This window comes from Mycolicibacterium sp. TUM20985, assembly GCF_030295745.1.
Lineage (GTDB): Bacteria > Actinomycetota > Actinomycetes > Mycobacteriales > Mycobacteriaceae > Mycobacterium.
The window spans coordinates 4,630,862-4,657,669 of record NZ_AP027291.1; the positions used below are offsets into that span (position 1 = coordinate 4,630,862).

Sequence of the window (26,808 nt, forward strand, 5' to 3'; positions counted from 1 at the left end):
CGGACCAACGATTTCATGGCTTTGGTTGCCCAGAACGACGGAATCCGTGCACAATCGTCGTCATGGTCGATCGGGAGGGTCCGCATAGCGTTGGGGCCGTCTCCCTGCGGATCAACCATTCCCGACCCGGTGCGGCGTTTCAACTCGACGAGCTCTCCAAGGCCATCATCGAGAAGCTGCAGCAAGACGGCCGACGGTCCTACGCGGGGATCGGCAAGGCGGTCGGGCTGTCCGAGGCCGCCGTGCGCCAACGCGTCCAGCGGATGGTCGACGCCGGGGTCATGCAGATCGTGGCGGTCACCGATCCGATGCAACTGGGGTTCGCGCGCCAGGCGATGATCGGCATCCGCTGCACCGGCGACACCACGAAGATCGCTGACAAGCTCGCCAACATCGAGTCCGTCGACTACGTGGTGCTGACTGCGGGATCGTTCGACGCCATCGTCGAAGTGGTCTGCGAGGACGACGGCGACCTACTCGACCTACTCAACACGAAGATTCGTGCCGTACCAGGGGTGATATCCACCGAAACATTGGTTTACCTCAAACTCGTTAAACAGCAATACAATTGGGGCACAAGATGACACTCGTAGAATCAGATCCAACCGTATCCACCGATATGGCCACCAAGGCCAACCGCCACCTGTGGGGCCACTTCGCCCGCCACGGCGAAGGCATCACCCCGACGATCATCACCCGGGGCGAGGGCGTCCACATCTGGGACAGCAACGGCAACAGGTACATCGACGGCCTGTCCGGGCTGTTCGTCGTGCAGGTCGGCCATGGCCGCGCCGAGCTGGCCGAGGCGGCCGCCAAGCAGGCCGAGCAGCTCGCCTTCTTTCCGCTGTGGTCCTTCGCCACGCCTCCGGCGATCGAACTCGCCGAGCGCCTCGCCAACTACGCGCCGGGCGACTTGAACCGGGTGTTCTTCACCACCGGCGGCGGCGAGGCCGTCGAAAGCGCCTGGAAGCTGGCCAAGCAGTACTACAAGCTGACCGGCAAGCCGGGTAAGTACAAGGTGATCTCGCGGTCCATCGCCTATCACGGCACCCCGCAGGGAGCGCTGGCCATCACCGGCATCCCCGACTTCAAGGCGCCGTTCGATCCGCCGACCCCCGGCGGTTTTCGCGTCCCCAACACCAACTTCTACCGGGCGCCCGAGCAGTACAGCACGGACCCCAAGGCGTGGGGACGCTACTGCGCCGACCGCATCGCCGAGGCCATCGAGTTCGAAGGGCCCGACACGGTCTGCGCGGTCTTCCTCGAGCCGGTGCAGAACGCGGGCGGCTGCTTCCCTCCGCCGCCCGGATACTTCGAGCGGGTCCGCGAGATCTGCGACGAGTACGACGTGCTGCTGGTGTCCGACGAGGTGATCTGTGCTTACGGGCGCATCGGTTCCATGTTCGCCTGCGACGACTTCGGCTACGTGCCCGACATCATCACCTGCGCCAAGGGACTCACCTCGGGCTACTCCCCGATCGGCGCGATGATCGCCAGCGACCGGTTGTTCGAGCCGTTCAACGACGGGCAGACAGTGTTCGGCCACGGCTACACGTTCGGCGGGCACCCCGTGTCGGCGGCAGTCGCGCTGGCCAACCTCGACATCTTCGAGCGTGAGGGGATCAACGACCACGTCAAGGAGATGGCGCCCGCCTTCAAGGCGACTCTCGAGAAGCTGCACGACCTGCCGATTGTCGGCGACGTGCGCGGCGAGGGCTTCTTCTACGGCATCGAGCTGGTCAAGGACAAGACCACCAAGGAGACCTTCAACGACGAGGAGTGTGAGCGGCTACTGCGCGGCTTCCTCACCCCCGCGCTGTTCGAGGCGGGCCTGTACTGCCGCGCCGACGACCGTGGCGACCCAGTGGTTCAGCTGGCGCCGCCGCTGATCTGCGGCCAGAAGGAGTTCGACGCCATCTACGACATCCTCAACGGCGTGTTGAGCGAAGCCGGGCGCCTTCTCTAGGTGCCACCGGTACCCTCGCGCGGGTGACACCAGCAACCAAACCGTCGATCGATCCCGTCCGATGGCAGGCCCCGCGGTCACGGCCGCTCCCCGGGCCCGATCTGGTGCGTCGGCTGAGGATCGTGGCGTTGCCGGGCTTCGCCCCGGAAGACGTGGTCGTCGACGGCCGCGGTGGCGTGTTCACCGGGGTCGTCGGCGGCCAGATCATGCGCATCGACTCCGAGTCGGGATCCCACGAGGTCATCGGTGACACCGGTGGACGACCACTCGGCCTTGCCGTTGCCCGCGACGGCCGACTACTGATCTGCGACAGCCACCGCGGACTGCTGGCGATGGACACCGCCACCGGCGACGTCGAGACACTGGTCGACCAGTTCGAGTCTCGGCCGCTGATGTTCTGCTCCAACGTCGTCGAATCATCGGACGGCGCACTGTACTTCACGGAATCGACCGATCGGTTCCACTACGAGCACTACAAGGGGGCCGTGCTGGAGGGGCGTGCGTCCGGGTCGCTGTTCCGCCGCGACCCCGACGGCACGGTCACCCGACTGGTGGGCGGCCTGCACTTCGCCAACGGGGTGACGCTCACCGCCGACGAGTCCGCCGTGGTGTTCGCCGAGACGACGGGCGCCAGGGTGTCGAAGTACTGGCTCACCGGCCCGCAGACTGGCACGGTCACCCCGTTGACGGAGTCGCTGCCCGGCTACCCGGACAACATCTCGACCGGCCCCGACGGCCGGATCTGGGTCGCCATGGTCTCCGAGCGCAACGCGTTCACCGAATGGCTGCTACCCAAGGCGCCCGGCCTGCGAAAGCTGCTGTGGCGCTTGCCCTACGGGGCGCTGCCCGACGTCAAGCCCATCGTGTGGATCATCGCGCTCGACCCCGACGACGGCCGGGTACTGACGCAGTTGCGGGCCCGGCACTCGGCCTTCGGGTCGACGACCGGGGTCGTGCAGGAGGGTGACCGGGTGTGGCTCGCGGGGATCGGCGCGCCGACGATCGCCTACTTCGACCTGACCTGACCTGACCGCCGAGTGCACGCATGTCGTACACATCGGCCGAGTGGGCCCGCGAACAAGCGTGCAGTCGGCGCGGGCGGGTAGCCCCAGTGGCAGCAGTGGCCACTCTGGTCACAGCGTGGCAACCTCGAAAACCGGCGCGCGTCGCCTAATCTGCAGACACCATGGCGACGTTTCCGACCGTGACCCGACGTGCTGTTGCGCTGGTGGCGACCCCTTTCCTGACCGCCCTCTGCCTGCTGGGCAGCCCGGCGCTGGCCAACGCCGACGACGCCTGCCCGTACCGGGTGGTCACGCCGCCGGCGGTGGACAGCTCCGAGGTTCCCGAGGCAGGTGACCCGCCCCAGCCGCTGCCCGTGCCCGCCAAGCCACTGGGCGGTGATGCGCTCTCCGGCTGCGGCATCATCACCGCACCCGATACCCCGCCGGTGCCCGACGACGTCTCCGCCGAAGCCTGGATCGTCGCCGACCTCGACAGCGGGGACATCATCGCGGCGCGCGATCCGCACGGCAGGCACCGTCCGGCCAGCATCATCAAGGTGCTCGTCGCCATGCAGTCGCTGCGCGAGCTGCCGATCAACAAGCAGGTCATCGGAACCGCCGACGACGCCGCCGCCGAGGGCACCCGGGTCGGTGTCGACGAGGGCGGCAAGTACACCGTCAACGACCTCCTGCACGGCCTGCTCATGCACTCCGGCAACGACGCCGCCCACGCCCTTGCGGGTCAGCTCGGCGGCATGGACACCGCTCTGCAGAAGATCAACGACCTCGCCGGGAAGCTCAGCGGCCGCGACACCCGGGCCGCCACCCCGTCGGGCCTCGACGGCCCCGGTATGAGTACGTCGGCCTACGACATGGGGTTGTTCTACCGCTACGCGTGGCAGAACGCCGTGTTCTCCAACGTCGTCTCGACCAAGACATACGACTTCCCCGGGCACCCGGCCCGCGACGGCGGCGAGGACAACCCCGGCTACCAGCTCGAGAACGACAACCAGCTGCTGTACAACTACCCGGGCGCGCTGGGCGGCAAGACCGGCTACACCGACGACGCGGGTCAGACGTTCGTCGGGGCCGCCGAGCGCGACGGTCGACGGCTCGTCGCGATCATGATGCGCGGCACGCGGCTGCCCATCGCCCCCTGGGAGCAGGCCGCGCACCTGCTGGACTACGGCTTCGCCACGGCACCGGGAACGAAGATCGGGTCGCTCATCGAACCGGACCCGTCGTTGGTGGCCAGGGAGGCCAACCCGCTGGGGGACAACGTCCCCGCCCAGGACGTCGCGGCGTCACCGTTGCCCAATGCCGACGCCACGCCGGTGCGGGTCGGCGTCGGCGTGGTCGGTTCGGTCATCGTGTTCGGCCTCATCATGGCCGCCCGCTCACTGAACCGGCGACCCACCGACTGAGCGTCAGCGCCGGCGCGTCAGTCGCGAGAGACCAAGCGCACCAAGGGCGCCGACCCCGACCGCGGCTATCGCGCCGCGGACTCCGAGACCTTCGCGCAGCTGAACCCGGGTGGTGATCTCCACAGGATCCGGCGGGCCCACCGGCGCCGCGGCCAAGTTGTCCGGCGACGTCGCGGCCCACGCCGTCGCGAACAGGATCAGCCGCGCGGTGATGTAGGCGAACACCATCAGACCGAGCACCGGGCCGAACGTGGCGCCCGCCGGACCCTGCAGCACCGAGGCCAGGTACACCGACGCCACCAGCTTGAAGATCTCGAACGCCACGGCGGCGAGCAGTCCGGCCCCGGCCGCGCTGCGGAAGCTCACGGACTCCCGCGGAAGGCGGGCGATGATCCACGTGAACAACAACCACGAGATGCCGAGGGACACCACGAGCGAGGCGATCCGCAACAGGATGCCCAGCGCCGGAAACTCGGGAATGCCGATCCACTCGAGCACGTGCCGCATCACCGTCCCGTTGCCGAGCAGTGACAGCGCCACGGTGACGACGATCGCGGCGAATGCCGAGAGGAGCGCCAACAGATCCGAGACCTTGGTCTTGACGAAGCCGAGCGGCTCACCGCGCTGCAGACCCCACATCTGGCTGAGGGCCTCCCGCAGGTTGGCCATCCAACCCAGCCCCGCCCAGGCGGCGGTGGCCAGGCCGATGACGCCTATCGACGTTCGGGAGTCGATCGCCGAGTCCATCAATTCGACCAGTTGCTGACCGAGGTCGCCCGTCACCACGCTCCTGATCTTCGCCTCGACGTCGGCGAGCAGGTCGGGGCGATTCGCCAGCACGAAGCCACCCGCCGCGAAGGCGACCATCAGCAGCGGGAACAGCGCGAAGATCGTGAAGTAGGTGATGCCGGCGGCATAGAAGTCGCCCTTGCTGTCGTCGTAGCGCGCCTGGGCCGTCATGACCCGGTCGAACCACGGGAATCGGGTCCGCAGCCGGTCCATGACGCCGGGCGTGGCCGGTTCGGTCACGCCGACCTCCTGGTGCTAGTGGCGCCTATCGAGCAACCCTAGTTTGCCGTATACCCGCTGCAGCGTCTTCGCAGACACGTCGTTGGCCCGCTGGGCACCCGCGGCCAGCACCGACTCCAATTCGGCCGGATCGGCGAGCATTTCATCGACCCGCGCCTTGATCGGGGTGACGAACTCGACGACGGCGTCGGCGGTGTCGGCCTTGAGGTCGCCGTACCCGCGCCCCGAGTAGCTCTCGACCAGCACGTCGACGTCGACGCCGGTGACGGCCGACTGGATCGTGAGCAGGTTCGACACCCCCGGCTTGGCGTCGCGATCGAAGCGGATCTCCCGCTCGCTGTCGGTGACCGCGGAACGAATCTTCTTGGCGGTCTTCTTCGGATCGTCCAGCAGGCTGATCAACCCTGCCTCGGTGGCCGCCGACTTGCTCATCTTGGCGGACGGGTCCTGCAGGTCGTAGATCTTGGCCGTCGCCCTCTGGATCATCGGGTCGGGCACGACGAGCGTGTCGGGGAACCGCGCGTTGAACCGCTGCGCGACGTCGCGGGCGAGCTCGAGGTGCTGACGCTGATCCTCGCCGACCGGGACCAGGTCGGTGTCGTAGAGCAGCACGTCGGCGGCCATCAGCACCGGGTAGGTGAAGAGACCGACGGTCGTGGCGTCCGCACCCTCCTTCTGAGACTTGTCCTTGAACTGGGTCATCCGCGATGCCTGCCCGAAACCCGTGAAACACCCCAACACCCAAGCTAATTCGGTATGGGCGGGCACGTGACTCTGAACGAAGACGCAGGCCTTCGCCGGATCGATGCCCAGTGCCAGGTATTGCGCTGCGGTCACCAGCGTGCGCTGGCGCAGTTGGCCGGGATCCTGCGGGATGGTGATGGCATGGAGGTCGACGACGCAGAAGTAGGCGTCGTAGCCGTCCTGGAGCCCGATCCACTGACTGACCGCCCCCAGCGCATTGCCGAGGTGAAGGGAGTCGGACGTCGGCTGCACGCCGGAGAAGACGACTCGTTCGGGCGCCCCATCGTGCTCAGTGCTCATGATGCGGCCATCCTTCCATTGCCGTCATGCGGTCTGGTGACGGGTCAGCCGACGCAGCACCGCCAGGAACACGCGCCGCTCATCGGCGTCGAGTTCGCCGAGCCAGCGTTCCTCACCCCGCTGAATGTCGGCCTGGACGGCATCCTTGACGGCCCGGCCGGCTTTGGTGATGGCCAGCAGGCGCACGCGGCGGTCGTCGGGGTCGGGCTGACGCTCGATGTGTCCGTCGTCCTGCAGGCGGTCGAGGGTGCGGATGATGCGCGTCTTGTCGGCGCCGATCGCGTCGGCGAGGGCGGCCTGGGTGCGCATCGACGACGTGTCCAGGGCAGAGAGCACCACGTACCCCCACATCGTGAGCCCGTGCGCGTCGAGGATCGGCTGCTCGGCGGCGATCAGCTCCCTTACCAGCGGCACGAGCATCGCGGCGAGATCGGGGCGACGGGACGACTTCGACACCGCCCCATGGTAGGCATTGCCACACCATGTGCGGACGCATATCATATGCGTATGCATACTAATACGTACGAACTCCTGCCCCTGCACCGCGTCGCCGTGCTGGCCTCCATCAGCGTGGTCGACGGCGTTCGACTGGAAGACCTGACCCGACCAACGCCGTGCGCCGAGTGGACGCTGGTCGACCTGCTGACGCACATGACCGTTCAACACCGCGGATTCGGCTTTGCGGCAAGGGGTTTCGGTGGCGACCAGGAAATCTGGCGACCGGAGACCGTGCTCGCCTCGGTCACCGCCGATCCAGCGGGCACCTACGCTGCGGCCGCGCACGACGCCTTGGACGCCTTCGCCACCGACGGTGCCGCCGACGTCGAATTCGTCCTACCCGACTTCGGCGGGGTGAAGGTACCCGGCGTGATGGCGATGGGGTTTCACTTCGTGGACTACGTCGCGCACGGCTGGGACGTCGCCGCGACACTAGGGGTCCCGTTCGTCCTACCGACCGACGTCGTCGACGCGGTGCTACCCCTCGTGCGGGCCGTGCCGGACGGCGACTTCCGCGACCAGCCCGGTGCACCGTTCGCGCGGGCCGTCGAACCCGCGGGTGCGGGTGATCTCGACGTCGTCCTGCGCCACCTGGGGCGGCGGCCGGAATGGAATCAGGCGTATTCGACGGTCACCGGTGCGTGGTCGGACCAGCGCAACGCGTAGGCGTCGGCGCGCTCCACCCTGGCCGAGACGACGCGGTCGGCCAACCGGCGATTGGCGAGCTGATAGTCGATCCGCCATCCGGCGTCGGTGTCGAAGGCCCGGCCGCGCCAAGACCACCAGGAGTACGGACCCGCGACGTCGGGGTGCAGCACGCGAACCACGTCCACCCAGCCCGTAGCCAGCAGGTCGGTGAGCCATTGCCGCTCGGCAGGCAAGAACCCGGCCTTCTTGCGGTTGGCCTTCCACGCCTTGATGTCGTTCTCGGTGTGACCGATGTTCCAGTCACCACAGACCACGGCGTCGCGGCCGTCGTGGCGGAGCACGTCCATCCGGGCGGCGACCGCGGCCATGAAGCGTTCCTTCTCGAGTTGCCGGTCGGTATCGGCCTCACCCGTGGGGAAGTAGACGCTGGCCGTGGTGACGCCCGCGATGTCGACCTCGAGGTAGCGGCCGTGGGCGGCGAACTCCCCGCCGTCGGGTCCGATGAGCGTGCGGGTGATCGGCTGGCGGCTCAGGACCGCAACGCCGTTGCGTCCCTTGACGTGTGCCGTCGCCGATGCGAGGTGCCAGCCGTCGGCCAGAGCGGGTGCCAACGACTTGGCCAGCTGCTCGTCATCGGCGCGGGTCTCCTGCAGGCGCACCACGTCGGCGTGCGACGCAGCAAGCCAGGGCAGCAGCCCGCGGTTCTCGGACGAGCGCTCCTTGACGGCCGCGCGGATCCCGTTGACGTTGACGGTGCTGACGATCACGGGAGACAGACCCTAGCCGGGGACGCGTCGACCCTTTCTTGCGGTACCGCCGGTATCACCTTAGGGTCGGCGACATGACGATGCGCGATCCGATCCACCTCGGTTCGGGAGAACCGATCGTGATGCTGCACCCCTTCCTCTGCTCGCAGGCGGTCTGGCGCACGGTCGCCGAGCAGTTGGCGGACACCGGGCGGTACGAGGTGCTGGCGCCCACGATGCTCGGCCACCACGGCGGACGTCGCGCACCGTCGTGGTTCATGGACACCTCCCACCTCGTCGACGACGTCGAGAGCCGGATGGACGAGCTGGGTTGGGACACCGCGCATATCGTCGGCAACTCCCTCGGCGGCTGGGTGGGCTTCGAGCTGGAGCGCCGCGGCCGGGCCCGCAGCCTCACCGCGATCGCGCCTGCGGGCGGCTGGTCGCAGCATTCGCTGACCAAGTACGAGACGGTGCTGAAGTTCCTGGCCGGTGCCCCCGTGCTCGCGGCAGCGCGGCTTCTGGGGCCACGCATCCTCGACCTTCCCTTCGCCAAGCGCATTGCGACCCTGGCCGTGAGCGGACCCGCCGACGGTCCCAGCCACGCCGATCTGGTCACGCTCGTCGAGGATGCGACCCACTGCACGGCCTACTTTCAGCTGTTGATGAAGACGCTGCGGCTCTCGGGACTGCTCGGACTCGCCCATGTGGCCATCCCCACCCAGCTGGTGCTGTGCGAGAAGGACAGGGTGTTCCCCCACCCGCGCGGCAACAAGTACCTCGTCGACAACCTGCCCGCAGGCACGCCGGTGATCCGGCTCGAGGGTCTGGGCCACATCCCGATGCTGGAGGCCCCCGGTCGCATCACGGAGCTGATCGCCGACTTCGTCGCTCAGCACACCGAGCCCCAGCGGCAGGTCCCGCCCGCCGGCTGAGCCCTCTGCGAGCGTGCGCAAAGTCCTAAAAGTCACCGGCGTGGCGCCCGCAGACACGCACGCTCGCGGGAGACGGTGGGTTAACGCAGAGCCTTCGTCAGGTGATCGGCGATCGTGGCGAGGTATTCCTCGCTGGTCTGCCACGGCTGTTCGGTGCCGATGAGCACGGCGAGATCCTTGGTCATGTAGCCGTCCTCGACCGTGCCGATGACGACCTCCTCCAGCGTCTCCGCGAAATCGATCACCGCCGGGGTGCCGTCCAGCTTGCCGCGGTGCTCCAGGCCCCGCGTCCACGCGAAGATCGACGCAATCGGGTTCGTCGACGTGGGCTTGCCCGCCTGGTGCTGCCGGTAGTGCCGGGTGACGGTGCCATGCGCGGCTTCGGCCTCCACCGTCTGACCGTCCGGGGTCAAGAGCACCGAGGTCATCAGGCCCAGCGAGCCGTAACCCTGTGCGACGGTGTCGGATTGGACGTCACCGTCATAGTTCTTGCAGGCCCACACGTAACCGCCCTCCCACTTGAGGCAGGACGCCACCATGTCGTCGATGAGGCGATGCTCGTAGGTGAGTCCCTTGGCGTCGAACTCCGCCTTGAACTCCTCGTCGAAGATGCTCTGGAACTCGTCCTTGAACATCCCGTCATAGCCCTTGAGAATGGTGTTCTTCGTCGACAGATAGACCGGATAGTTCTGCTGCAGAGCATATTTGAAGGACGACCGGGCGAAGTCCTGAATCGACCTGCGGAAGTTGTACATGCCCATGATGACGCCACCCCCGTCGGGGATCTTCACCACGTCGTGCACCATCGGTTCGCTGCCGTCGTCCGGGGTGAACGTCACGGTGAACGTTCCCGGCTTGTCGACCTTGGTGTTGAACGCCCGATACTGATCGCCGAACGCGTGCCGGCCGATGATGATCGGCTTGGTCCAGCCGGGCACCAGCCTCGGCACGTTCTTGATCACGATGGGCGCCCGGAAGATTGTGCCGCCCAGGATGTTTCGGATCGTGCCGTTGGGCGAGAGCCACATCTGCTTGAGGCCGAACTCCTCGACGCGGGCCTCGTCCGGGGTGATGGTGGCGCACTTGACGCCCACGTGGTGCTTCTTGATGGCGTTGGCCGCGTCGATGGTGACCTGATCGTCGGTCTCGTCGCGGTGCTCGATGCCGAGGTCGTAGTACTCGAGGTCCACGTCGAGGTGAGGCAGGATCAGCGTGTCCTTGATCAGCTTCCAGATGATGCGGGTCATCTCGTCACCGTCGAGTTCGACCACCGTGCCTTCGACCTTGATCTTCGACATGCGCCGCCGTCGCCTCCTCCGTGGTGTCGCGCCGTCAGCCCTGCGCGGACTCCAGCGCGGCGTTGAAGGTCTTGCTCGGCCGCATCACCGCGGTCACCTTCTCCGGATCCGGGTAGTAGTAGCCGCCGATGTCGACCGAATCACCCTGCGCCTCATTGAGTTCGGCGACGATGGTCTCCTCGTTGTCGGCCAGCGTCTTCGCCAACGGTGCGAAGTGCTCGGCCAGATCCTTGTCCTCGGTCTGGTCGGCGAGTTCGCGCGCCCAGTACATGGCGAGGTAGAACTGGCTCCCCCGGTTGTCGAGCTCACCGGTCTTGCGGGACGGATTCTTGTTGTTGTCCAACAACTTTCCGGTCGCGGCATCGAGGGTCTTGGCCAAGATCTGGGACCGCTGGTTGCCCTCCTTCTTGCCGAGGTCCTCCAAGCTGACCGCCAGCGCCAGGAACTCACCGAGAGAATCCCAGCGCAGGTGGTTCTCCTCGACCAGCTGGCTGACGTGCTTGGGCGCGGAACCGCCGGCCCCCGTCTCGTACAACCCGCCGCCGGCCATCAACGGCACGATGGACAACATCTTTGCGCTCGTGCCGAGCTCCAGGATGGGGAACAGATCGGTGAGGTAGTCGCGCAGGATGTTGCCGGTGGCGGCAATGGTGTCCTGGCCGCGCATCGCCCGTTCGATCGTGTGCCGCATGGCCCGCTCTTGGCTCATCGTCGAGATGTCGAGACCCTCGGTGTCGTACTCGGCGAGATAGGCGTTGACCTTCTTGCGGAGCTCGTTCTCGTGCGGCCGCTCCTGGTCGAGCCAGAACACCACCGGCATACCGGAGTCACGCGCGCGGGTGACCGCCAGCTTGACCCAGTCGCGGATCGGCGCGTCCTTGACCACCGGCATGCGCCAGATGTCGCCGGCCTCGACGTCCTGCGTCAGCAGCACCTCACCGCTGTCGGCGTCGACGATGTTGGCGACGCCGTCCTCGGAGATCTCGAAGGTCTTGTCATGGCTGCCGTACTCCTCGGCCTTCTGCGCCATCAGGCCCACGTTGGGAACGGTGCCCATCGTCGTCGGATCGAACTGGCCGTGCGTCTTGCAGAAGTTGATGATCTCTTGGTAGATCCGGGAGAAGGTGGATTCCGGGTTGACGGCCTTGGTGTCCTTGGTGCGCCCGTCGGCGCCGTACATCTTGCCGCCGAGACGAATCATCGCGGGCATCGACGCGTCCACGATGACGTCGCTGGGCGAATGGAAGTTCGAGATTCCCTTGGCGGAGTCCACCATTGCGAGCTCCGGCCGATGTTCGTGGCAGGCGTGCAGGTCCCGGACGATCTCCTCGTGCTGTGAGGCGGGCAGCGTTTCGATCTTGTCGTAGAGATCGGACAGCCCGTTGTTGACGTTGACCCCCAGCTCGTCGAACAGCTTCTGGTGCTTGGCGAACGCGTCCTTGTAGAAGACCTTCACCGCGTGGCCGAAGACGATGGGGTGGCTGACCTTCATCATCGTCGCCTTGACGTGCAGCGAGAACATCACGCCGGTCTCGTACGCGTCCTCCATCTGCTCTTCGTAGAAGTCGCAGAGCGCCTTCTTGCTCATGAACATGCTGTCGATGACGTCGCCGTCGTCCAGCTTCACCTCGGGCTTGAGCACGATCGTCTCGCCGCGCTTGGTCTCCAGCACCATCTTGACGGTGCGGTTCTTGTCCAGCGTCAGCGACTTCTCGCCGTGGTAGAAGTCGCCGTGGTTCATGGTCGCCACGTGGGTGCGTGACGCCTGCGACCACGGGCTCATGCTGTGCGGATGCTTCCTGGCGTACTCCTTGACCGCCTTGGGGGCCCGACGATCCGAGTTACCTTCGCGCAGAACCGGATTCACCGCGCTGCCGAGGCACGTGCCGTAGCGCTCCTTGAGCTTCTTCTCTTCCTCGTTCTTCGGCTCACCCGGGTAGTCGGGAAGGTCGTAACCCTTGGCCTTCAACTCCTTGATGGCCGCCAGCAGCTGCGGCACCGACGCGCTGATGTTCGGCAGCTTGATGATGTTCGTCTCCGGGCGCTGCGTCAGCTCACCGAGCGTGGAGAGGTTGTCGGGCACGCGTTGCTCGTCGGTCAGGTAATCGGAGAACTCGGCCAGGATGCGGGCCGCCACGGAGATGTCGCTGGTCTTCACGTCGATGCCCGCCGCACCGGCGAAGGCCCGCACCACCGGCAGGAAGGCGTACGTCGCAAGCAGCGGCGCCTCGTCGGTCAGCGTGTAGATGATGGTCGGCTGCTCAGTCACTTATCAATCTCCCGTTGTCACGGTTAGTCGGCATTCAAGGTCAAGTATCGCGTCGGATACGAACCTACGCGCAGCGCCCGCGTCAGACGTGGCTTGGGGCGATGGGTACCCGAGTCGAACATGATCAATCCGGCCCGCGGCCACCCCCCTCGGCGGCTAGCATCCCGCTTCGTGCGACGAATCTTGGCGGGGACCGTGGTGGCTACGGCCATCGCGCTGATGACGGGCTGCAGCAGCGACAAGCCCAGCGAGCCGGCCCCACAACCCGAGAAGCGCACCGCCGCACAAGCCGTCGTGATCGTGTCGGGCGGCGACGCGACCAGCCCGTTCACCACCCCCGACCAGGCCTGCTCCACCGGTTTGGCGGCCGGGAACACCGACACCGCACTGCGCGAATCCCTGCTCGGGCGGGGCTACACCGTGTACACCTCACCGGCCATGGCCCGCCGCGGGCAGGTGGCGGACCAGACGGGTTTCGGCCCGTTCGGAGTCTGCCCGGTCACGCTGCCGGAGAACATGACCGTCGACTCCACCGGCAGCATCGACACTGCGGGTGAACATCTGGCGCGCTTCCTGACGTGGCTGCACACCGAGAAGGGCGTCACCGACGTCGACTTCGTCGCGCACTCGATGGGCGGGCTGTACTCACGATCCGCGATCCGGGTGCTGACCACGACCAACTCCCCGGTGCACATCCGCTCGCTGACCACGCTCGGCACACCCTGGCAGGGCTCCTACCTGTCCGACTACGCCAACGACATCGTGCCTTTGACCGACTGCCTTGGCGACAAGCTGTGCGAGACCGCGATGACCGGCTTCAAGGCCGAGGTCTTGAGGCTGATGGCCGGCTCGGGCCGCGAAGTCAACCAGACCTATCTGATGGGCAAGGACGGCTGGAACGAGTTCCAGGCCGGCGTGCTGGACAAGATCCCGGTCGTGTTGATCGGCGGCAAGAAGTTCACCGCGCCCGCCGGGCGGACCGCCAACCTCGCGGTCTGGCCGAACGACGGCCTGGTGGCCCTTCGCAGCGCGCAGGCCGTCGACGTCGACGACCCGGTCCTCCCCCACCGTCGCTGCTACACCTTCGACGACGCCCACAGCATCTTCGTCTCCAATGCCGCCGGGCTGGACTGGAAAGTGGCACTGACGTGGGATCCGCAGGTCTTCGACGCGGTGCACGACGCCATCGAGGACGCACCGAAGGCGCTCGAGGCACCCAACCGTGAGGGTTGCCCGGCCTGACCGCGGCCGCCGGTGAATCCCACTGGCACCCCCTTGCCTCGTTGAGATAGGCTTCCTCTCGGTCATGAGTGCCAGCGTCAAGCCCCGGCTCGCTGGCCGGCAACCCTCCAACCGCGGTGGGGTGCCCCGGGTGATTGACCAGGTTGAGTAGCCGAAGTCGGCTACACGGCAAGCGCGGGCCCGCCATGACGGGCCCCCAGAGTAGACAGGGAAACCTGGTGCGGAGGCCCACGTTGTGCAGTTGTCGCTGAACCATTCCCGGACTTGATTCGTGCCTTGCTGGGCACCCCCTTCTCATCTTCAGGAGCCATCCTCGTGACCAATGACATCGATCCGACCGCCAACTGGGCGTTCGAGACCAAGCAGGTGCACGCCGGCCAGACCCCCGACCTCGCGACCGGTGCGCGGGCACTGCCGATCTACCAGACCACGTCGTACGCGTTCAGAGACACCGACCACGCCGCAGCACTGTTCGGCCTGGCCGAGCCGGGCAACATCTACACCCGCATCATGAACCCCACGCAGGACGTCGTCGAGCAACGCATCGCGGCCCTCGAAGGTGGCGTCGCGGCCCTGTTCCTGTCCTCGGGTCAGGCCGCGGAGACGTTCGCGATCCTCAATATCGCCGGCGCGGGAGATCATCTCGTCTCCTCCCCCCGGCTGTACGGCGGCACGTACAACCTCTTCCACTACACGTTGCCGAAGCTCGGCATCGAGACCACCTTCGTCGACGACCCCGACGATCTCGACTCGTGGCGGGCGGCCGTGCGGCCCAACACCAAGGCGTTCTTCGGGGAGACGATCTCCAACCCGCAGATCGACGTCCTCGACATCCCCGGCGTGGCGGGCGTGGCGCACGAGAACGGCGTGCCGCTGATCGTCGACAACACCATCGCGACCCCGTATCTGATTCAGCCGATCGCGCATGGCGCCGACATCGTCGTGCACTCGGCCACCAAGTACCTCGGCGGGCACGGCACGACGATTGCGGGCGTCATCGTCGACAGCGGCAACTTCGACTGGACGGCGAGCGGCCGCTTCCCCGGTTTCACCACCCCCGACCCGAGCTACCACGGCGTGGTGTTCGCCGAGCTCGGCCCGCCGGCCTTCGCGCTCAAGGCGCGGGTCCAGCTGCTGCGCGACCTAGGTTCGGCCGGCTCCCCGTTCAACGCGTTCCTCATCGCGCAGGGCCTCGAGACGCTGAGCCTGCGCATGGAGCGACACGTGGCCAACGCCCAGCGGGTCGCCGAGTTCCTCAGCGACCACGACGGCGTGGTGTCGGTCAACTACGCGGGACTACCGACGTCACCGTGGTACGAGCTCGGAAAGAAGTTGGCGCCCAAGGGAACCGGGGCCGTACTGGCGTTCGAGCTGGCCGGTGGCATCGAAGCGGGCAAGGCGTTCGTCAATGCGCTGACCCTGCACAGTCACGTCGCCAACATCGGCGACGTGCGGTCGCTGGTGATCCACCCCGCGTCGACGACGCACGCGCAGCTCTCCCCCGAAGAACAGCTCGCGACCGGCGTCACCCCCGGCCTGGTGCGGTTGGCCGTCGGCATCGAGGGGATCGACGACATCCTGGCCGACCTCGAGCAGGGCTTCGTCGCGGCGAAGGCGGTCGCCGATGCCTCTCAATCCGCGGTCACGGTGTGAGAGCGCCGAATGTGACGCTCACCGAACACGCTCCGGACGCCGCCCTCGCGACCCTGCCCGCCGAGGGTGAGATCGGGGTCGTCGACATCGGCTCGTTGACACTCGAGTCCGGCGTGGTACTCGACGACGTCTCCATCGCCATCCAGCGATGGGGGGAGCTGTCGACCGAACGCGACAACGCGGTCGTCGTGCTGCACGCGTTGACCGGCGACTCGCACATCACCGGTCCAGCGGGTCCCGATCACCCGACCCCCGGCTGGTGGGACGGCGTGGCAGGGCCCGGCGCACCCATCGACACCTCGCGTTGGTGCGCGATCGCCACCAATGTGTTGGGTGGCTGCCGCGGCTCGACGGGGCCCAGTTCGCTTGCCCCCGATGGCAAGCCGTGGGGTTCGCGCTTCCCCGCCATCACCGTCCGCGATCAGGTGAACGCCGACCTGGCCGCACTCTCGGCACTCGGCATCACCCAGGTCGCCGCGGTCGTGGGTGGCTCGATGGGTGGCGCCCGCGCCTTGGAGTGGATCGTAGGGCATCCCGACACCGCCCGTGCCGCACTGGTTCTCGCCGTGGGCGCCCGCGCCACGGCCGACCAGATCGGCACGCAGAGCACGCAGGTGTCGGCCATCAAGGCGGACCCGGACTGGCAGCACGGCGATTACCACGACACCGGCCGCACACCCGACACCGGCATCGAGATCGCCAGGCGCTTCGCCCATCTCACCTACCGCGGCGAAGCCGAGCTGGACGACCGCTTCGCCAACGACGGTCAGGGCGACGAGGTTCCGACGACCGGTGGCCGCTACGCAGTACAGAGTTATCTGGAGCATCAGGGCGCCAAACTCGCGCGGCGGTTCGACGCTGGCACCTACGTCGTGCTGACGGACGCGCTGAGCAGTCATGACGTCGGCCGCGGGCGAGGCGGCGTGGCGGCGGCGCTGCGCCGGGTGACGGCACGGGTGGTCGTCGGCGGCATCACCTCCGACCGGCTCTATCCGTTGCGATTGCAGCAGGAGCTGGCCGACCTGCTGCCGACCTGTACGGAGCTGAACGTCGTCGACTCGATCTACGGCCACGACGGGTTCCTCGTCGAGACCGACGCCGTCTACGAATTGATCCGCCAGACATTGGAGTTCGCGTCCACGTGAGCGCCGACGAGTCGCGCGCGAGCGCAAAGGTACGCCAGTCGCTGTCGTTCGGTGAGGAGGCCGCCGCCTACGAGCGGGGCCGCCCGTCCTATCCGCCGGAAGCCATCGACTGGCTGTTGCAGGACGGTGCGCGCAACGTCCTCGATCTCGGTGCGGGCACCGGCAAGTTGACGGTCCGGCTCGTCGAACGGGGCCTAGACGTCGTCGCGGTGGATCCCATTCCCGAGATGCTCGAGGTCCTCAGCCGGTCGCTGCCCGACACCCCTGCCCTGCTCGGCAGCGCCGAGGAGATTCCCCTGCCCGACAGCAGCGTCGACTCGGTTCTGGTGGCCCAGGCGTGGCACTGGTTCGACCCCGAGCGCGCCATCAAGGAGGTCGCGAGGGTGCTCCGTCCCGGCGGTCGACTCGGGCTGGTGTGGAACACCCGCGACGAACGCCTGGGTTGGGTCAAGGATCTCGGCCGCATCGTGGGCCATGAAGAAGACCCGTTCAGCCGTCAGGTCTCGCTGCCGCATCCGTTCTCCGGCCTGGAACGCCAACAGTTCGAATGGACGAGTTACCTGACGCCACAAGCGCTCATCGATCTCGTCGCCTCGCGAAGCTACTGCATCACCTCCCCGGCGGCGGTGCGCTCGAAGACGCTCGAAGACGTCCGGGAGCTGCTGCGCACCCATCCCGCGCTCGCGAACGCCACCGGGCTGGCCCTGCCCTACATCACGGTCGGAGTGCGGGCCACGTTGGCCTGATTCGGCGACTGCCCGCTTGTTGACTGGATCACTCGACGTTTGCGTTCAACATGCGTGCAGTCGACGGTGGAAATTGGTGCCGAGACAGCCCGTCGCCGTGGCCCACGATTATGGGGTGTCCGACCGAATCGTCGTGGCCACGGAGGTCCTTGCCGATGGCAGCCTCACCCGCCGCGACCTGAACCGTAGCTACACCAAGCTGCACCGCAACGTATACGTCAGGAAGGGCGTCGAGTTGACGCCTCGCGACAGGGCCAGGGCGGCGTGGCTGTGGTCGGATCGCAAGGCGACCCTCGTCGGGCACTCTGCCGCCGCGGTTCTGGGCAGCAAGTGGATCCCAGAGCACGCGCCGGTGGAGGTCTTGCACTCCCGGCGGCCCCCGCCGAACGGCATCACCGTTCGCAGCTACGAGCTGCGCCCGGCCGAGGTGTGCACGATCGACGCCATGGCCAGCACCACCGCCGCCCGAACGGCGTACGACCTTGGTAGGCGGCTTCCCCTCCATACCGCGGTGATTCGCATCGACGCACTGCTCAACGCGACTTCGGTGACACCGCAATCCGTTTCGGGCCTCATCGAATTCCATCCAGGTGCCCGAGGCATTCGCCGCCTGCAGAACGTGATGAGCTTCGTCGACGCCGGGGCGGAGTCCCCACAGGAGACACGACTGCGGTTGCTCTTCGTCCAGTCGGAACTTCCCCGCCCGGTGACGCAAATCCCCGTTGCGAACAGTCAGGGTCGTATCGTGCGTCGAATCGACATGGGCTGGCCTCAGTGGATGGTGGGCGCCGAGTATGACGGCGAGCAGCATTGGGCAGATCCCGAAAGCCACGCCAACGACATCGACCGTCTGGAGTTCCTGGCCGCCAAGGGCTGGTCCATCGTGCGCCTCAGCGCTCGGCAATTGCGCTATCAGCAGCCGCGGGTGGTGCAACGGGTCCGACAGGCGTTGCGAGCACGCGGGTTCCGCTGATCGCGCGCTTGTTGACGGGCAATGTCGCCGTTTGCGTGCAACAAACGGGCAGTCGGCGACCTAGCTAGTGCCCAGCGGGTCGATCGTCAACGCGATGTAGATCAGCGCAGCGCTGACCGTTGCCGTGGTGGCGATGTCGATCGTGCGCGATCGCACCACCAGCAGACCGGCCCGGTCGTCGGTCAACGCCATGCGCATCACCGCAGCCACGCCGACGCCGATCGCCAACACCAGAGCTCCGCGCCGCCAATACCCCGCCACCACCAGCGCGAAGGCCGCGAGCAGGAACAGGCCGACGGTGAGGATGGGCCACTGGGCCGTCAGCACCTTCTGCACGAAACCCCTTGCGGTCAAGTTCGTTTCGCCTCATCGAGCTCGACGACGTTGGTGAGCAGGAACGCCCGCGTCAAGGGGCCCACACCACCGGGGTTGGGCGACACGTGACCGGCGACGTCCCACACCCCAGGATGCACGTCACCGACGAGCTTGCCGTCCGCGTCGCGGCTCACCCCGACGTCGACCACCGCGGCACCCGGCTTCACCATCTCCGGGGTCACCATGTGCGGCACACCGACCGCGGCGACGATGATGTCGGCCTGTCGGGTGAGGGCGGGCAGATCGCGAGTGCCGGTGTGGCACAACGTCACCGTCGCGTTCTCCGAGCGTCTGGTGAGCAGCAGCCCCAGCGGCCGGCCCACGGTGACACCGCGGCCGATGACCACGACGTGTGCCCCGGCGATCTGCACCTCGAAACGGCGCAGCAGATGCACGATCCCGCGCGGCGTGCACGGCAGCGCAGCCGGCTCGTTGAGCACCAGCCGCCCGAGGTTCGTGGGATGCAGACCGTCGGCGTCCTTCGCCGGATCGATGCGTTCCAGTGCCGCGTTCTCATCGAGATGTCTGGGCAACGGCAGCTGCACGATGTAGCCGGTGCACTCGGGGTTGGCATTCAACTCGTCGATGGTGTCGTCGAGCGCCGCTTGGCTGATGTCGGCGGGCAGGTCGCGGCGGATCGAATTGATGCCCACCTTCGCGCAGTCGGCGTGCTTGCCCCGCACGTAGGCCTGCGAGCCAGGGTCGTCACCGACGAGCACGGTCCCCAGCCCCGGCGTCCGCCCCGCGGCGGTCAACGCCGCCACCCGCTGCTTGAGGTCGACGAAGATCTCGTCGCGCGTCGCCTTGCCGTCCAAGGTGATTGCACCCACGTGGCCTTCTCCCGTCGCTTCGCTCGCCCCGTCACCATTCTGGCATCACCCGCATTGACACCATGCCCGCCCGCGTGTTGGGCTGCGGCAATGAACAACACTCCCGATGTGTTCAGTCCGGCCAAGCTCGGCCCGGTGACCCTGCGCAACCGCGTCATCAAGGCGGCGACTTTCGAAGCGTCGACCCCCGATGCCCTGGTCACCGACGACCTGATCACCTATCACCGGCTCCCTGCCGCCGGCGGAATCGGGATGACGACCGTCGCCTACTGTGCGGTGTCTCCCGGCGGGCGTACGGATGGCTGGCAACTCTGGATGCGTCCGGAGGCCGTGCCCGGTCTGCGTCGACTGACCGACACGATCCACGCCGAGGGGGCGGCGATCAGCGCCCAGATCGGACATGCGGGACCGGTCGCCAACAGTCGGACGAACAAGGCGACGGCCTACGCGCCGGTGCGGTTCTTCAATCCACTGTCGATGCGGTTCGCCAAGCGCGCCTCCGAGTCAGACATCGACGACATCACCGCGGCCCACGCCAACGCCGCCCGCCTGGCCATCGAGTCCGGGTTCGACGCCGTCGAGGTGCATCTAGGCCACAACTACTTCGCCAGTTCATTTCTCAGCCCACTCATCAATCGCCGCACGGACGGGTTCGGCGGCTCGCTGGAGAACCGCGCCAAGGTGGCCCGCGGCGTGGTGCGGGCCGTCCGCCAGGCGGTGGGCGGCCGGATCGCGGTGACGGCGAAGCTCAACATGTCCGACGGCGTCCGAGGCGGCATCTCGGTCGAGGAGTCCCTGCAGACTGCCAAGTGGTTGGAGGAGGACGGCGGCCTCGACGCCCTCGAATTGACCGCGGGCAGTTCACTGCTCAACCCGCTGTATCTGTTTCGGGGGGACGCGCCCATCAAGGAGTTCGCGGGCGCGTTCAAGCCGCCGCTTCGCTGGGGCATCCGGATGACCGGCAAGAAGTTCCTGCGCGAGTACCCCTACCGCGAGGCCTACCTGTTGGACCAGGCCAAGCAGTTCCGCGCGGAGCTGACGATGCCGCTGATCCTGTTGGGCGGCATCACCAATCGCGAGACCATGGACCTCGCCATGGCGGAGGGCTTCGACTTCGTGGCGATGGGCCGGGCGCTGCTGGCCGAACCCGATTTGATCGACCGCATCAGGAACGAGGACGCCGAGCACGCCGTGCGGTCACTCTGCACGCACTGCAACAAGTGCATGGCCACCATCTACAGCCACACCCACTGCGTGGTGACGGGTTCCCCGGGTTAGTTCCCGCTCAGCTGTGACCGGCCTCGGCGGGCAGCGGTGGCGGAAGGGGCGTCGTCGGCGTGACCGTCTCGGGTATGGCACTCGACTGCGTCGACCCAGTGGTCGGCGATGACGTGGTCGAGGTCGACGTCGATGACGTGCCGCTCGGAGCGGATCCGGCGAACTCGATCATCGGCTCGCGGCGAATCTGTTGGCTGCCCGACGAGATGGTCAGCGCGGTCGACGTCACGGTATAGGTGATCCCGTCGTTCTCGGCGACGTAGCCACCATCGGTCAACCGGGCCGCGAGGATGAGCCGCGCGCCGTCGCTGACCCGCACACCCCGGTACTGGTACTGGCCGGTGGCGTCGTCCTTGCAGATCGCGACCCGCGAATTCGCGGTATAGCCGTATCCGATCGCCTTGCTCGGCGCGGCGCACCGAGCGGTGGAGTCGACGAAGCCGCGCTCATCATTGGGTGGCGGCGCCGCGGTGGCCGACGGCGGACCGACCGACGGGGTGGCGACGACGGCGCAGGCGACAGCCGCGAACCCCGCGGCGGCGAACCCTCGCACGTGCCACCATCGGTGTGTCACGACTGCATCCCCGCGCTTCGCCTGCTTCACCCTTCACATCGTCGCATCACCAAGGAACGTTGAGGGTGTACGCCGAACGTGAGTCGCGGATTCGGCCGAACTATCGCGTGCCCGCCTGCTTCACCAGGGGCGCCTCCGTGACGGCCACGCGGTAGTCCTTGTACTCGACCATCGTCTCGTCGCGCAGCACCCGCAGACCTGCCGTCAAGAGCAGCTTGCGGTGAGAGACCGTGTAATAGACCACGTCGGTCCGCGCTCCGAAACATCCGTTGGCCAGGGACTTCGCGGGCAGGACCAGAACCGCCCGGTCACTCAGGCGGATGCCACGGTACTCGTGGTGGCCGTGCCCGTCGGTGCAGATGGCGACCAGGGAGAGCGCCGTCCGGCCCACGGCGACGGCGGTCTGGTTCGGGGCGCACCTGGCCGGTGAATCGAGGAAGCCCCGACTATCGGTGAGCAGAGTCGGCGGCGCGGCCGCAGCATTGGGCAAATCCCCTGTCGTAGCCACTGCGGAGCCGGTCGCACCGATCAGAAGCAGGATGGCAAAGGCGCCGCGGACGCGGCTGCGGACCTTCTCGCGTGACACCGCCTTCGCCGACATGCTCCAAGAACACCACGAAAACTGGCGAGTGCCTAGCAGACGGGCCGTAGCCATGTCGAATCGTCACCTGGCCGAGACTTCGTCGAACCGCACCACCTCGCAACGTCCAAGTCAGCGGCACCCGAGTGCGGGTCGCGTTTGCCGCGCAACAACGAATCATGGTCGCGACGGGGACGGCCCGGGACCTCCCTCACGCGGGGCACCGATACCGATAGAGTTGGCCCCGATGACGCGACCCGCACCCCCCGCGCTGACCGTTCGGTACGACGGATCGCCCCGCACCTTCTCGCCAGGCAACGACGTCGTCGTCGGACGCGACCTGCGGGCCGACGTTCGTGTGGCCCACCCCTTGATCTCGCGGGCGCACCTACTGCTCCGCTTCGACCAGGGTCGCTGGGTGGCCATCGACAACGGCAGCCTCAACGGTCTCTACGTGAACGGCCGACGCGTCCCGACGGCCGACGTCGCCGACGGCATGGACGTCAACATCGGCAACCCGGACGGCCCGCGGCTCACCTTCGAAGTGGGTCGCCACCACGGTTCGGCGGGCACGCCGCCGCAGACCGCTCAGGTCCCGATCGCCCAGCGACCCAGCACGTCCTGGCCCAGCCAGACACCGTCGTCCACGGGGTACCCGCGTACGCAGCCGCCCCCGCCGCGGACCCAGCCGAGTTACCCGCAGGCACAGCCGCCGTCCTCCCGGCCGCAGCCCATGTACCCGTCGGGACCGCAGGGATATCGCCCGCCGAGCACGCCGCAGCCGTCGTCACCACCGCCGCCGATCACCAGCAGCGGCCCGGCCGCCACGCAGATGGGTCCGGCCGCCGCGCCCCGCGCCCCCGAGGGCAACCTCGCGACCAGCATGCTCAAGATCCTGCGCCCCGGCAGGACGCCCGACGTGCCCGCCGGCGGAATCAAGATCGGCCGCGCCACCGACAACGACATCGTCATCCCCGACGTACTCGCCTCACGCCACCACGCGACCCTGGTGCCAGGCGCCGGCGGCACGCAGATCGTCGACAACCGCAGCATCAACGGCACGTTCGTCAACGGCCAGCGGGTCGACACCGCGACGTTGCACGACGGCGACGTGGTCACGATCGGCAACATCGACCTGGTCTTCGCCGGCGGCACGTTGGCGCGTCGCAACGAAAGCGACGTCGCCACCCGCACCGGCGGCCTGGACGTGTACGGCGTCACCTGGACCATCGAGGGCAACAAGACGCTGTTGGACAACATCTCGTTGACCGCCCGTCCCGGCACGTTGACCGCCGTGATCGGGCCGTCCGGCGCCGGCAAGTCCACGTTCGCCCGCCTCGTCGCGGGCTACACCCACCCCACGACGGGCCAGGTGGCCTTCGAGGGCCACGACGTCCACGCCGATTACGCCTCGCTCCGCTCCCGAATCGGAATGGTGCCGCAGGACGACGTCGTGCACGGCGAGCTCACCGTGCGGCAGGCCCTGATGTACGCCGCCGAACTCCGGCTGCCGCCCGACACGAACAAGGCCGATCGCGAACAGGTCGTCAACGAGGTGCTCGAAGAGCTCGAGATGACGAAGCATCTCGACACGCGCGTCGACAAGCTCTCCGGCGGTCAACGCAAACGTGCCTCCGTCGCACTCGAGCTGTTGACCGGGCCGTCGCTGCTCATCCTCGACGAGCCGACGTCAGGACTCGATCCCGCGCTGGACCGCCAGGTGATGACGATGCTGCGCCAGCTCGCCGACGCCGGCCGCGTCGTGCTGGTCGTGACGCACTCGTTGACCTATCTCGACGTCTGCGATCAGGTGCTGCTGCTGGCGCCCGGCGGGAAGACCGCGTTCTGCGGCACGCCAGGTCAGATCGGGGCCGAACTCGGAACCACCAACTGGGCGGACATCTTCAGCTCGGTCGCCAACGACCCGGATGGTGCCAAGCGGCACTACCTCGAACGCCACGGTCCGCCGCCGCCGCCACCGGCCACGCAGCAACCCGCCGACCTCGGCTCGCCGACGCGCACCAGCGTGCCCAAACAGTTCTCGACCATCGCCCGCCGCCAGATGCGGCTGATCGTCTCGGATCGCGGGTACTTCCTCTTCCTGGCGTTCCTGCCGTTCATCATGGGTGCGCTGTCACTGTCGGTGCCGGGCACCGTCGGCTTCGGCGTACCGAAGACCGCTCTCGAGGGCGGCGCAGCGCCGAACGAACCGGGACAGATTCTGGTGTTGCTCAACGTCGGTGCCATCTTCATGGGCACCGCGCTGACGATCAGGGCGCTCATCGGCGAGCGGGCGATCTTCCTGCGGGAGCAGGCGGTCGGATTGTCCACGACCGCATACATGTTCGCGAAGGTGTTCGTCTTCGCCGGCTTCGCGCTCTTGCAGTCCGCAGTCGTCGTCGCCATCAACATCATCGGCAAGGGTTGGGGTGCTGGAGCCGTCACCAGCGGCGCGGTGATACCCAATCGCTCGCTCGAGTTGTACGTCGACGTCGCGGCGTGTTGCGTCGGCGCGGCGATGGTCGGCTTGGCCCTGTCGGCCCTGGCCAAGACCAGCGAGCAGATCATGCCACTGCTGGTGATCGCGATCATGAGCCAGCTGGTCTTCCAGGGCGGCATGATCCCCGTGACCGGTCGCATCGTGCTCGACCAGATGTCGTGGGTGACACCGGCTCGGTGGGGTTTCGCCTCGACGGCATCGACGATCGATCTACTCCGGCTCGTACCGGGCCCGCTGACGCCGCAGGACTCGCATTGGAAGCACACCGCCGCCGCGTGGTGGTTCAACATAGGCATGCAGGGGGCGATCTGCGTCGGCTACCTGAGCTTCGTACGCTTCAAGATTCGGCTCAAGGGCGGCTAGGGCTCTCCCCCGGGCCGAGTGTGCGATTTCGTACGCGACACGCCGCGCGAGGCGGATGGCGTCGCACAGTCGGCGCTACTCGCCGTGGACGTCCAACCCGTGCGCCGCCGCGTAGCCGAGCGCCTGATTGATGTCGATCTTCGCGCCTCGGACCGATGCCGTGGTCCAGAAGGTCGGGTCGGTCAGAGCACCCCGCAGATCGGCTTCGTCGAGGCGGACGTTCTGCGTCCGCGCGCCTCGTAGATCGGCGCGACGCAGCACCGCCTTGCGCAGATCCGCCCCGACGAGACTGGCTTCACGCACCCGGCAATCCGAGAGGTCGATACCGCGGAGATCGCAGCCGGCGAGCACCGCGAGCGTCAGATCCACCTCGACCATCGTCACCGGCCGCAGCCTGCACTCGGTGAAGACCGACCCCAACAAGCTGCAATGCCGAAACACGGTGTGCATCAACGATGTTCGGCGAAAGGTGCAGTTGCGGAAGGCCGAGCCGAGATGCTCGGACTCCGTCATGTCGACACCGCTGAAGTCGCAATCGGTGAAGACGACCCGCTCGGTGCGCAGACGGCTCAGGTCGTCGTCGCGGAAGTCCACACCGGTGAACTCACGATCGATCCACTCTTGGTCGAATTCGGTCACCCGGGCAGTGAGCTCAGGTTCATCAGCGCGTACTCGGCGATGGCGATCAAGGCCGCCCGCGCCGATTGCCGGTCGCGCGCATCGACATTCACCACCGGGATGTGCTCCCGCAACGCCAACGCCTTGCGCACCGCGTCGGGCGCGTACTTCGGGCCGTGATCGAACTCGTTGACCGCGATCAGGAACGGCAGCCGACGGGCTTCGAAGAAGTCGACCGCAGCGAAGCTGTCCTCCAGCCTGCGCACGTCGACGAGGATGATCGCGCCGATCGCACCGCGGACCAGGTCGTCCCACATGAACCAGAACCGGCGCTGACCCGGGGTTCCGAACAGGTACAGCACCAGGTCGTCGGCGAGAGTGATGCGGCCGAAGTCCATCGCGACCGTCGTGGTGTTCTTCATCGGCGTGGCATCAATGCCGTCGACGCCGCGCGACGCGTTGGTCACGATGGCCTCGGTGCGCAGGGGCATGATCTCCGATACGGCGCCGACGAACGTCGTCTTGCCGGCGCCGAAGCCACCGGAGACGACGATCTTGGTGGCGGATGAGCGCTTGCGCGAAGACCCTGCGTCGGATGAGCGCTTGCGCGAAGACCCTGCGTCGGATGAGCGCTTGCGCGAAGACCCTGCGTCGGATGAGCGCTTGCGCTCCGGCTCAGAGTGCCCGTAGGCCACGCAGTGTCCTTCCTATCAGTTCCCGCCGTTCGTCGGCGTTGGCCGACTCGCCCAAAGTGGCTTCCACTCGAAGATAACCCTCAGCCACCAGATCGCCGATCAGCACACGCGCAACACCGAGCGGCAAGGCCAGTCGAGCCGCGATCTCCGCGACTGAGGGACGCTCCCGGCCGAGCCTCAAGATCCGGGCACGCATGTCGCTCCCCGGCCATCCGGGCGGTGGGGCGGACCTCAACGACCGGATCGGCGCTTCCAACGGAAGGTACACGCGCGACTCGGTGCGACCGGCCGTCAGCGTGTACGGCCGAACGAGGCTGACTTCATCGAGCGGTTCGCTGGGCTCCCAGACGTCGTGCGGCAGAAAGTCCATGGTCG

26 protein-coding genes and 1 riboswitch are annotated in these 26,808 nt (G+C 67.3%); of the genes, 13 read left to right on the forward strand and 13 right to left on the reverse strand.

Going from position 1 to position 26,808, the window contains the following annotated elements; all coding sequences use genetic code 11:
• The first annotated feature begins 62 nt into the window (after nucleotides 1-62).
• The 4 genes from QUE68_RS22690 to QUE68_RS22705 all read left to right on the forward strand — a co-directional run bounded on the left by QUE68_RS22690 (nucleotide 63) and on the right by QUE68_RS22705 (nucleotide 4,394).
• A complete protein-coding gene (locus QUE68_RS22690) occupies nucleotides 63-584 on the forward strand; it encodes an Lrp/AsnC family transcriptional regulator (RefSeq protein WP_284228526.1) in 522 nt (173 codons plus the stop codon).
• Nucleotides 581-1,966, forward strand: a complete 1,386-nt coding sequence (locus QUE68_RS22695) for an aspartate aminotransferase family protein (RefSeq protein WP_284228527.1) — start codon at nucleotides 581-583, stop codon at nucleotides 1,964-1,966. Before QUE68_RS22690 ends, QUE68_RS22695 begins: the two co-directional genes overlap by 4 nt.
• Before the next feature lie 23 nt (nucleotides 1,967-1,989).
• Nucleotides 1,990-2,991, forward strand: a complete 1,002-nt coding sequence (locus QUE68_RS22700) for an SMP-30/gluconolactonase/LRE family protein (RefSeq protein WP_284228528.1) — start codon at nucleotides 1,990-1,992, stop codon at nucleotides 2,989-2,991.
• A 161-nt stretch (nucleotides 2,992-3,152) separates the two neighbouring features.
• Entirely contained in the window at nucleotides 3,153-4,394 is a 1,242-nt protein-coding gene (locus QUE68_RS22705) for a D-alanyl-D-alanine carboxypeptidase family protein (RefSeq protein WP_286274509.1), read from the forward strand.
• Between the two features lie 3 nt (nucleotides 4,395-4,397).
• On the opposite strand, the gene yhjD is transcribed toward QUE68_RS22705, so the two are convergent.
• The 3 genes from yhjD to QUE68_RS22720 are packed head-to-tail and all read right to left on the reverse strand — an operon-like array spanning nucleotide 4,398 to nucleotide 6,923.
• A complete protein-coding gene (gene yhjD / locus QUE68_RS22710; protein WP_284235183.1) occupies nucleotides 4,398-5,423 on the reverse strand; it encodes an inner membrane protein YhjD in 1,026 nt (341 codons plus the stop codon).
• A gap of 15 nt (nucleotides 5,424-5,438) precedes the next feature.
• Nucleotides 5,439-6,467, reverse strand: a complete 1,029-nt coding sequence (gene trpS, locus QUE68_RS22715; protein WP_284235182.1) for a tryptophan--tRNA ligase — start codon at nucleotides 6,465-6,467, stop codon at nucleotides 5,439-5,441.
• A gap of 24 nt (nucleotides 6,468-6,491) precedes the next feature.
• Nucleotides 6,492-6,923 carry a MarR family winged helix-turn-helix transcriptional regulator gene (locus tag QUE68_RS22720; RefSeq protein ID WP_284228532.1) on the reverse strand — a complete coding sequence of 144 codons (432 nt, stop codon included), beginning with the start codon at nucleotides 6,921-6,923 and terminating at the stop codon, nucleotides 6,492-6,494.
• 51 nt (nucleotides 6,924-6,974) lie between these two features.
• On the opposite strand from QUE68_RS22720, the gene QUE68_RS22725 reads away from it, so the two are divergent.
• Entirely contained in the window at nucleotides 6,975-7,631 is a 657-nt protein-coding gene (locus QUE68_RS22725) for a TIGR03086 family metal-binding protein (RefSeq protein ID WP_284235181.1), read from the forward strand.
• Here the strand turns inward: QUE68_RS22725 and QUE68_RS22730 are convergent.
• Nucleotides 7,580-8,380, reverse strand: a complete 801-nt coding sequence (locus QUE68_RS22730) for an exodeoxyribonuclease III (RefSeq protein WP_284235180.1) — start codon at nucleotides 8,378-8,380, stop codon at nucleotides 7,580-7,582. The genes QUE68_RS22725 and QUE68_RS22730 overlap by 52 nt on opposite strands.
• A 74-nt stretch (nucleotides 8,381-8,454) precedes the next feature.
• Here QUE68_RS22730 and QUE68_RS22735 point away from each other — a divergent pair, with 74 nt between their 5' ends.
• Nucleotides 8,455-9,294: an alpha/beta fold hydrolase gene (locus QUE68_RS22735; protein WP_284235179.1), complete on the forward strand. Its 840-nt coding sequence runs from the start codon at nucleotides 8,455-8,457 to the stop codon at nucleotides 9,292-9,294.
• 80 nt (nucleotides 9,295-9,374) lie between these two features.
• Here QUE68_RS22735 and QUE68_RS22740 read toward each other — a convergent pair whose 3' ends face one another.
• Together QUE68_RS22740 and QUE68_RS22745 are read right to left on the reverse strand one after the other, a co-directional pair.
• Nucleotides 9,375-10,592 carry an NADP-dependent isocitrate dehydrogenase gene (locus QUE68_RS22740; protein WP_284235178.1) on the reverse strand — a complete coding sequence of 406 codons (1,218 nt, stop codon included), beginning with the start codon at nucleotides 10,590-10,592 and terminating at the stop codon, nucleotides 9,375-9,377.
• A gap of 34 nt (nucleotides 10,593-10,626) precedes the next feature.
• Nucleotides 10,627-12,861: an NADP-dependent isocitrate dehydrogenase gene (locus tag QUE68_RS22745; protein WP_284228537.1), complete on the reverse strand. Its 2,235-nt coding sequence runs from the start codon at nucleotides 12,859-12,861 to the stop codon at nucleotides 10,627-10,629.
• A 171-nt stretch (nucleotides 12,862-13,032) separates the two neighbouring features.
• Here QUE68_RS22745 and QUE68_RS22750 point away from each other — a divergent pair, with 171 nt between their 5' ends.
• From QUE68_RS22750 to QUE68_RS22770, 5 genes are all read left to right on the forward strand, one after another.
• Entirely contained in the window at nucleotides 13,033-14,103 is a 1,071-nt protein-coding gene (locus tag QUE68_RS22750) for an esterase/lipase family protein (protein ID WP_284228538.1), read from the forward strand.
• A 60-nt stretch (nucleotides 14,104-14,163) separates the two neighbouring features.
• Nucleotides 14,164-14,284, forward strand: a riboswitch (SAM riboswitch).
• A gap of 134 nt (nucleotides 14,285-14,418) precedes the next feature.
• Entirely contained in the window at nucleotides 14,419-15,756 is a 1,338-nt protein-coding gene (locus QUE68_RS22755; RefSeq protein ID WP_284228539.1) for a bifunctional o-acetylhomoserine/o-acetylserine sulfhydrylase, read from the forward strand.
• 11 nt (nucleotides 15,757-15,767) lie between these two features.
• Nucleotides 15,768-16,901 carry a homoserine O-acetyltransferase MetX gene (gene metX, locus QUE68_RS22760; RefSeq protein ID WP_284228540.1) on the forward strand — a complete coding sequence of 378 codons (1,134 nt, stop codon included), beginning with the start codon at nucleotides 15,768-15,770 and terminating at the stop codon, nucleotides 16,899-16,901.
• Nucleotides 16,898-17,647, forward strand: a complete 750-nt coding sequence (locus QUE68_RS22765) for a class I SAM-dependent methyltransferase (RefSeq protein WP_284228541.1) — start codon at nucleotides 16,898-16,900, stop codon at nucleotides 17,645-17,647. The genes metX and QUE68_RS22765 overlap by 4 nt, the downstream gene beginning before the upstream one ends.
• A 115-nt stretch (nucleotides 17,648-17,762) precedes the next feature.
• Nucleotides 17,763-18,620 carry an endonuclease domain-containing protein gene (locus QUE68_RS22770; protein WP_284235177.1) on the forward strand — a complete coding sequence of 286 codons (858 nt, stop codon included), beginning with the start codon at nucleotides 17,763-17,765 and terminating at the stop codon, nucleotides 18,618-18,620.
• A gap of 60 nt (nucleotides 18,621-18,680) precedes the next feature.
• Here QUE68_RS22770 and QUE68_RS22775 read toward each other — a convergent pair whose 3' ends face one another.
• Together QUE68_RS22775 and QUE68_RS22780 are read right to left on the reverse strand one after the other, a co-directional pair.
• On the reverse strand, nucleotides 18,681-18,974 hold the full coding sequence (locus QUE68_RS22775; protein ID WP_284235176.1) for a DUF3017 domain-containing protein: 294 nt from the start codon (nucleotides 18,972-18,974) through the stop codon (nucleotides 18,681-18,683).
• A complete protein-coding gene (locus tag QUE68_RS22780) occupies nucleotides 18,971-19,825 on the reverse strand; it encodes a bifunctional methylenetetrahydrofolate dehydrogenase/methenyltetrahydrofolate cyclohydrolase (protein ID WP_284228544.1) in 855 nt (284 codons plus the stop codon). The genes QUE68_RS22775 and QUE68_RS22780 overlap by 4 nt, the downstream gene beginning before the upstream one ends.
• Nucleotides 19,826-19,915: 90 nt before the next feature.
• On the opposite strand from QUE68_RS22780, the gene QUE68_RS22785 reads away from it, so the two are divergent.
• On the forward strand, nucleotides 19,916-21,103 hold the full coding sequence (locus QUE68_RS22785; protein WP_284228545.1) for an NADH:flavin oxidoreductase: 1,188 nt from the start codon (nucleotides 19,916-19,918) through the stop codon (nucleotides 21,101-21,103).
• A 7-nt stretch (nucleotides 21,104-21,110) separates the two neighbouring features.
• Here the strand turns inward: QUE68_RS22785 and QUE68_RS22790 are convergent, their stop codons facing one another.
• Together QUE68_RS22790 and QUE68_RS22795 are read right to left on the reverse strand one after the other, a co-directional pair.
• Nucleotides 21,111-21,677 carry a hypothetical protein gene (locus tag QUE68_RS22790; RefSeq protein WP_284235175.1) on the reverse strand — a complete coding sequence of 189 codons (567 nt, stop codon included), beginning with the start codon at nucleotides 21,675-21,677 and terminating at the stop codon, nucleotides 21,111-21,113.
• Nucleotides 21,678-21,777: 100 nt separating this feature from the next.
• Entirely contained in the window at nucleotides 21,778-22,278 is a 501-nt protein-coding gene (locus QUE68_RS22795; protein WP_284235174.1) for a hypothetical protein, read from the reverse strand.
• 226 nt (nucleotides 22,279-22,504) lie between these two features.
• Between QUE68_RS22795 and QUE68_RS22800 the strand changes: the two genes are divergently transcribed.
• Nucleotides 22,505-25,120, forward strand: coding sequence for an FHA domain-containing protein (locus tag QUE68_RS22800; protein ID WP_286274512.1), 2,616 nt, complete (start codon nucleotides 22,505-22,507; stop codon nucleotides 25,118-25,120).
• 75 nt (nucleotides 25,121-25,195) lie between these two features.
• Here QUE68_RS22800 and QUE68_RS22805 read toward each other — a convergent pair whose 3' ends face one another.
• From QUE68_RS22805 to QUE68_RS22815, 3 genes are all read right to left on the reverse strand, one after another.
• Nucleotides 25,196-25,759 carry a pentapeptide repeat-containing protein gene (locus QUE68_RS22805; RefSeq protein ID WP_286274513.1) on the reverse strand — a complete coding sequence of 188 codons (564 nt, stop codon included), beginning with the start codon at nucleotides 25,757-25,759 and terminating at the stop codon, nucleotides 25,196-25,198.
• Nucleotides 25,756-26,292, reverse strand: a complete 537-nt coding sequence (locus tag QUE68_RS22810; protein ID WP_284231247.1) for a GTP-binding protein — start codon at nucleotides 26,290-26,292, stop codon at nucleotides 25,756-25,758. The genes QUE68_RS22805 and QUE68_RS22810 overlap by 4 nt, the downstream gene beginning before the upstream one ends.
• A gap of 121 nt (nucleotides 26,293-26,413) precedes the next feature.
• Nucleotides 26,414-26,803 (reverse strand): DUF742 domain-containing protein, encoded by a 390-nt coding sequence (locus QUE68_RS22815; RefSeq protein ID WP_284228550.1) that lies wholly within the window; start codon nucleotides 26,801-26,803, stop codon nucleotides 26,414-26,416.
• Between the last annotated feature and the right edge of the window lie 5 nt (nucleotides 26,804-26,808).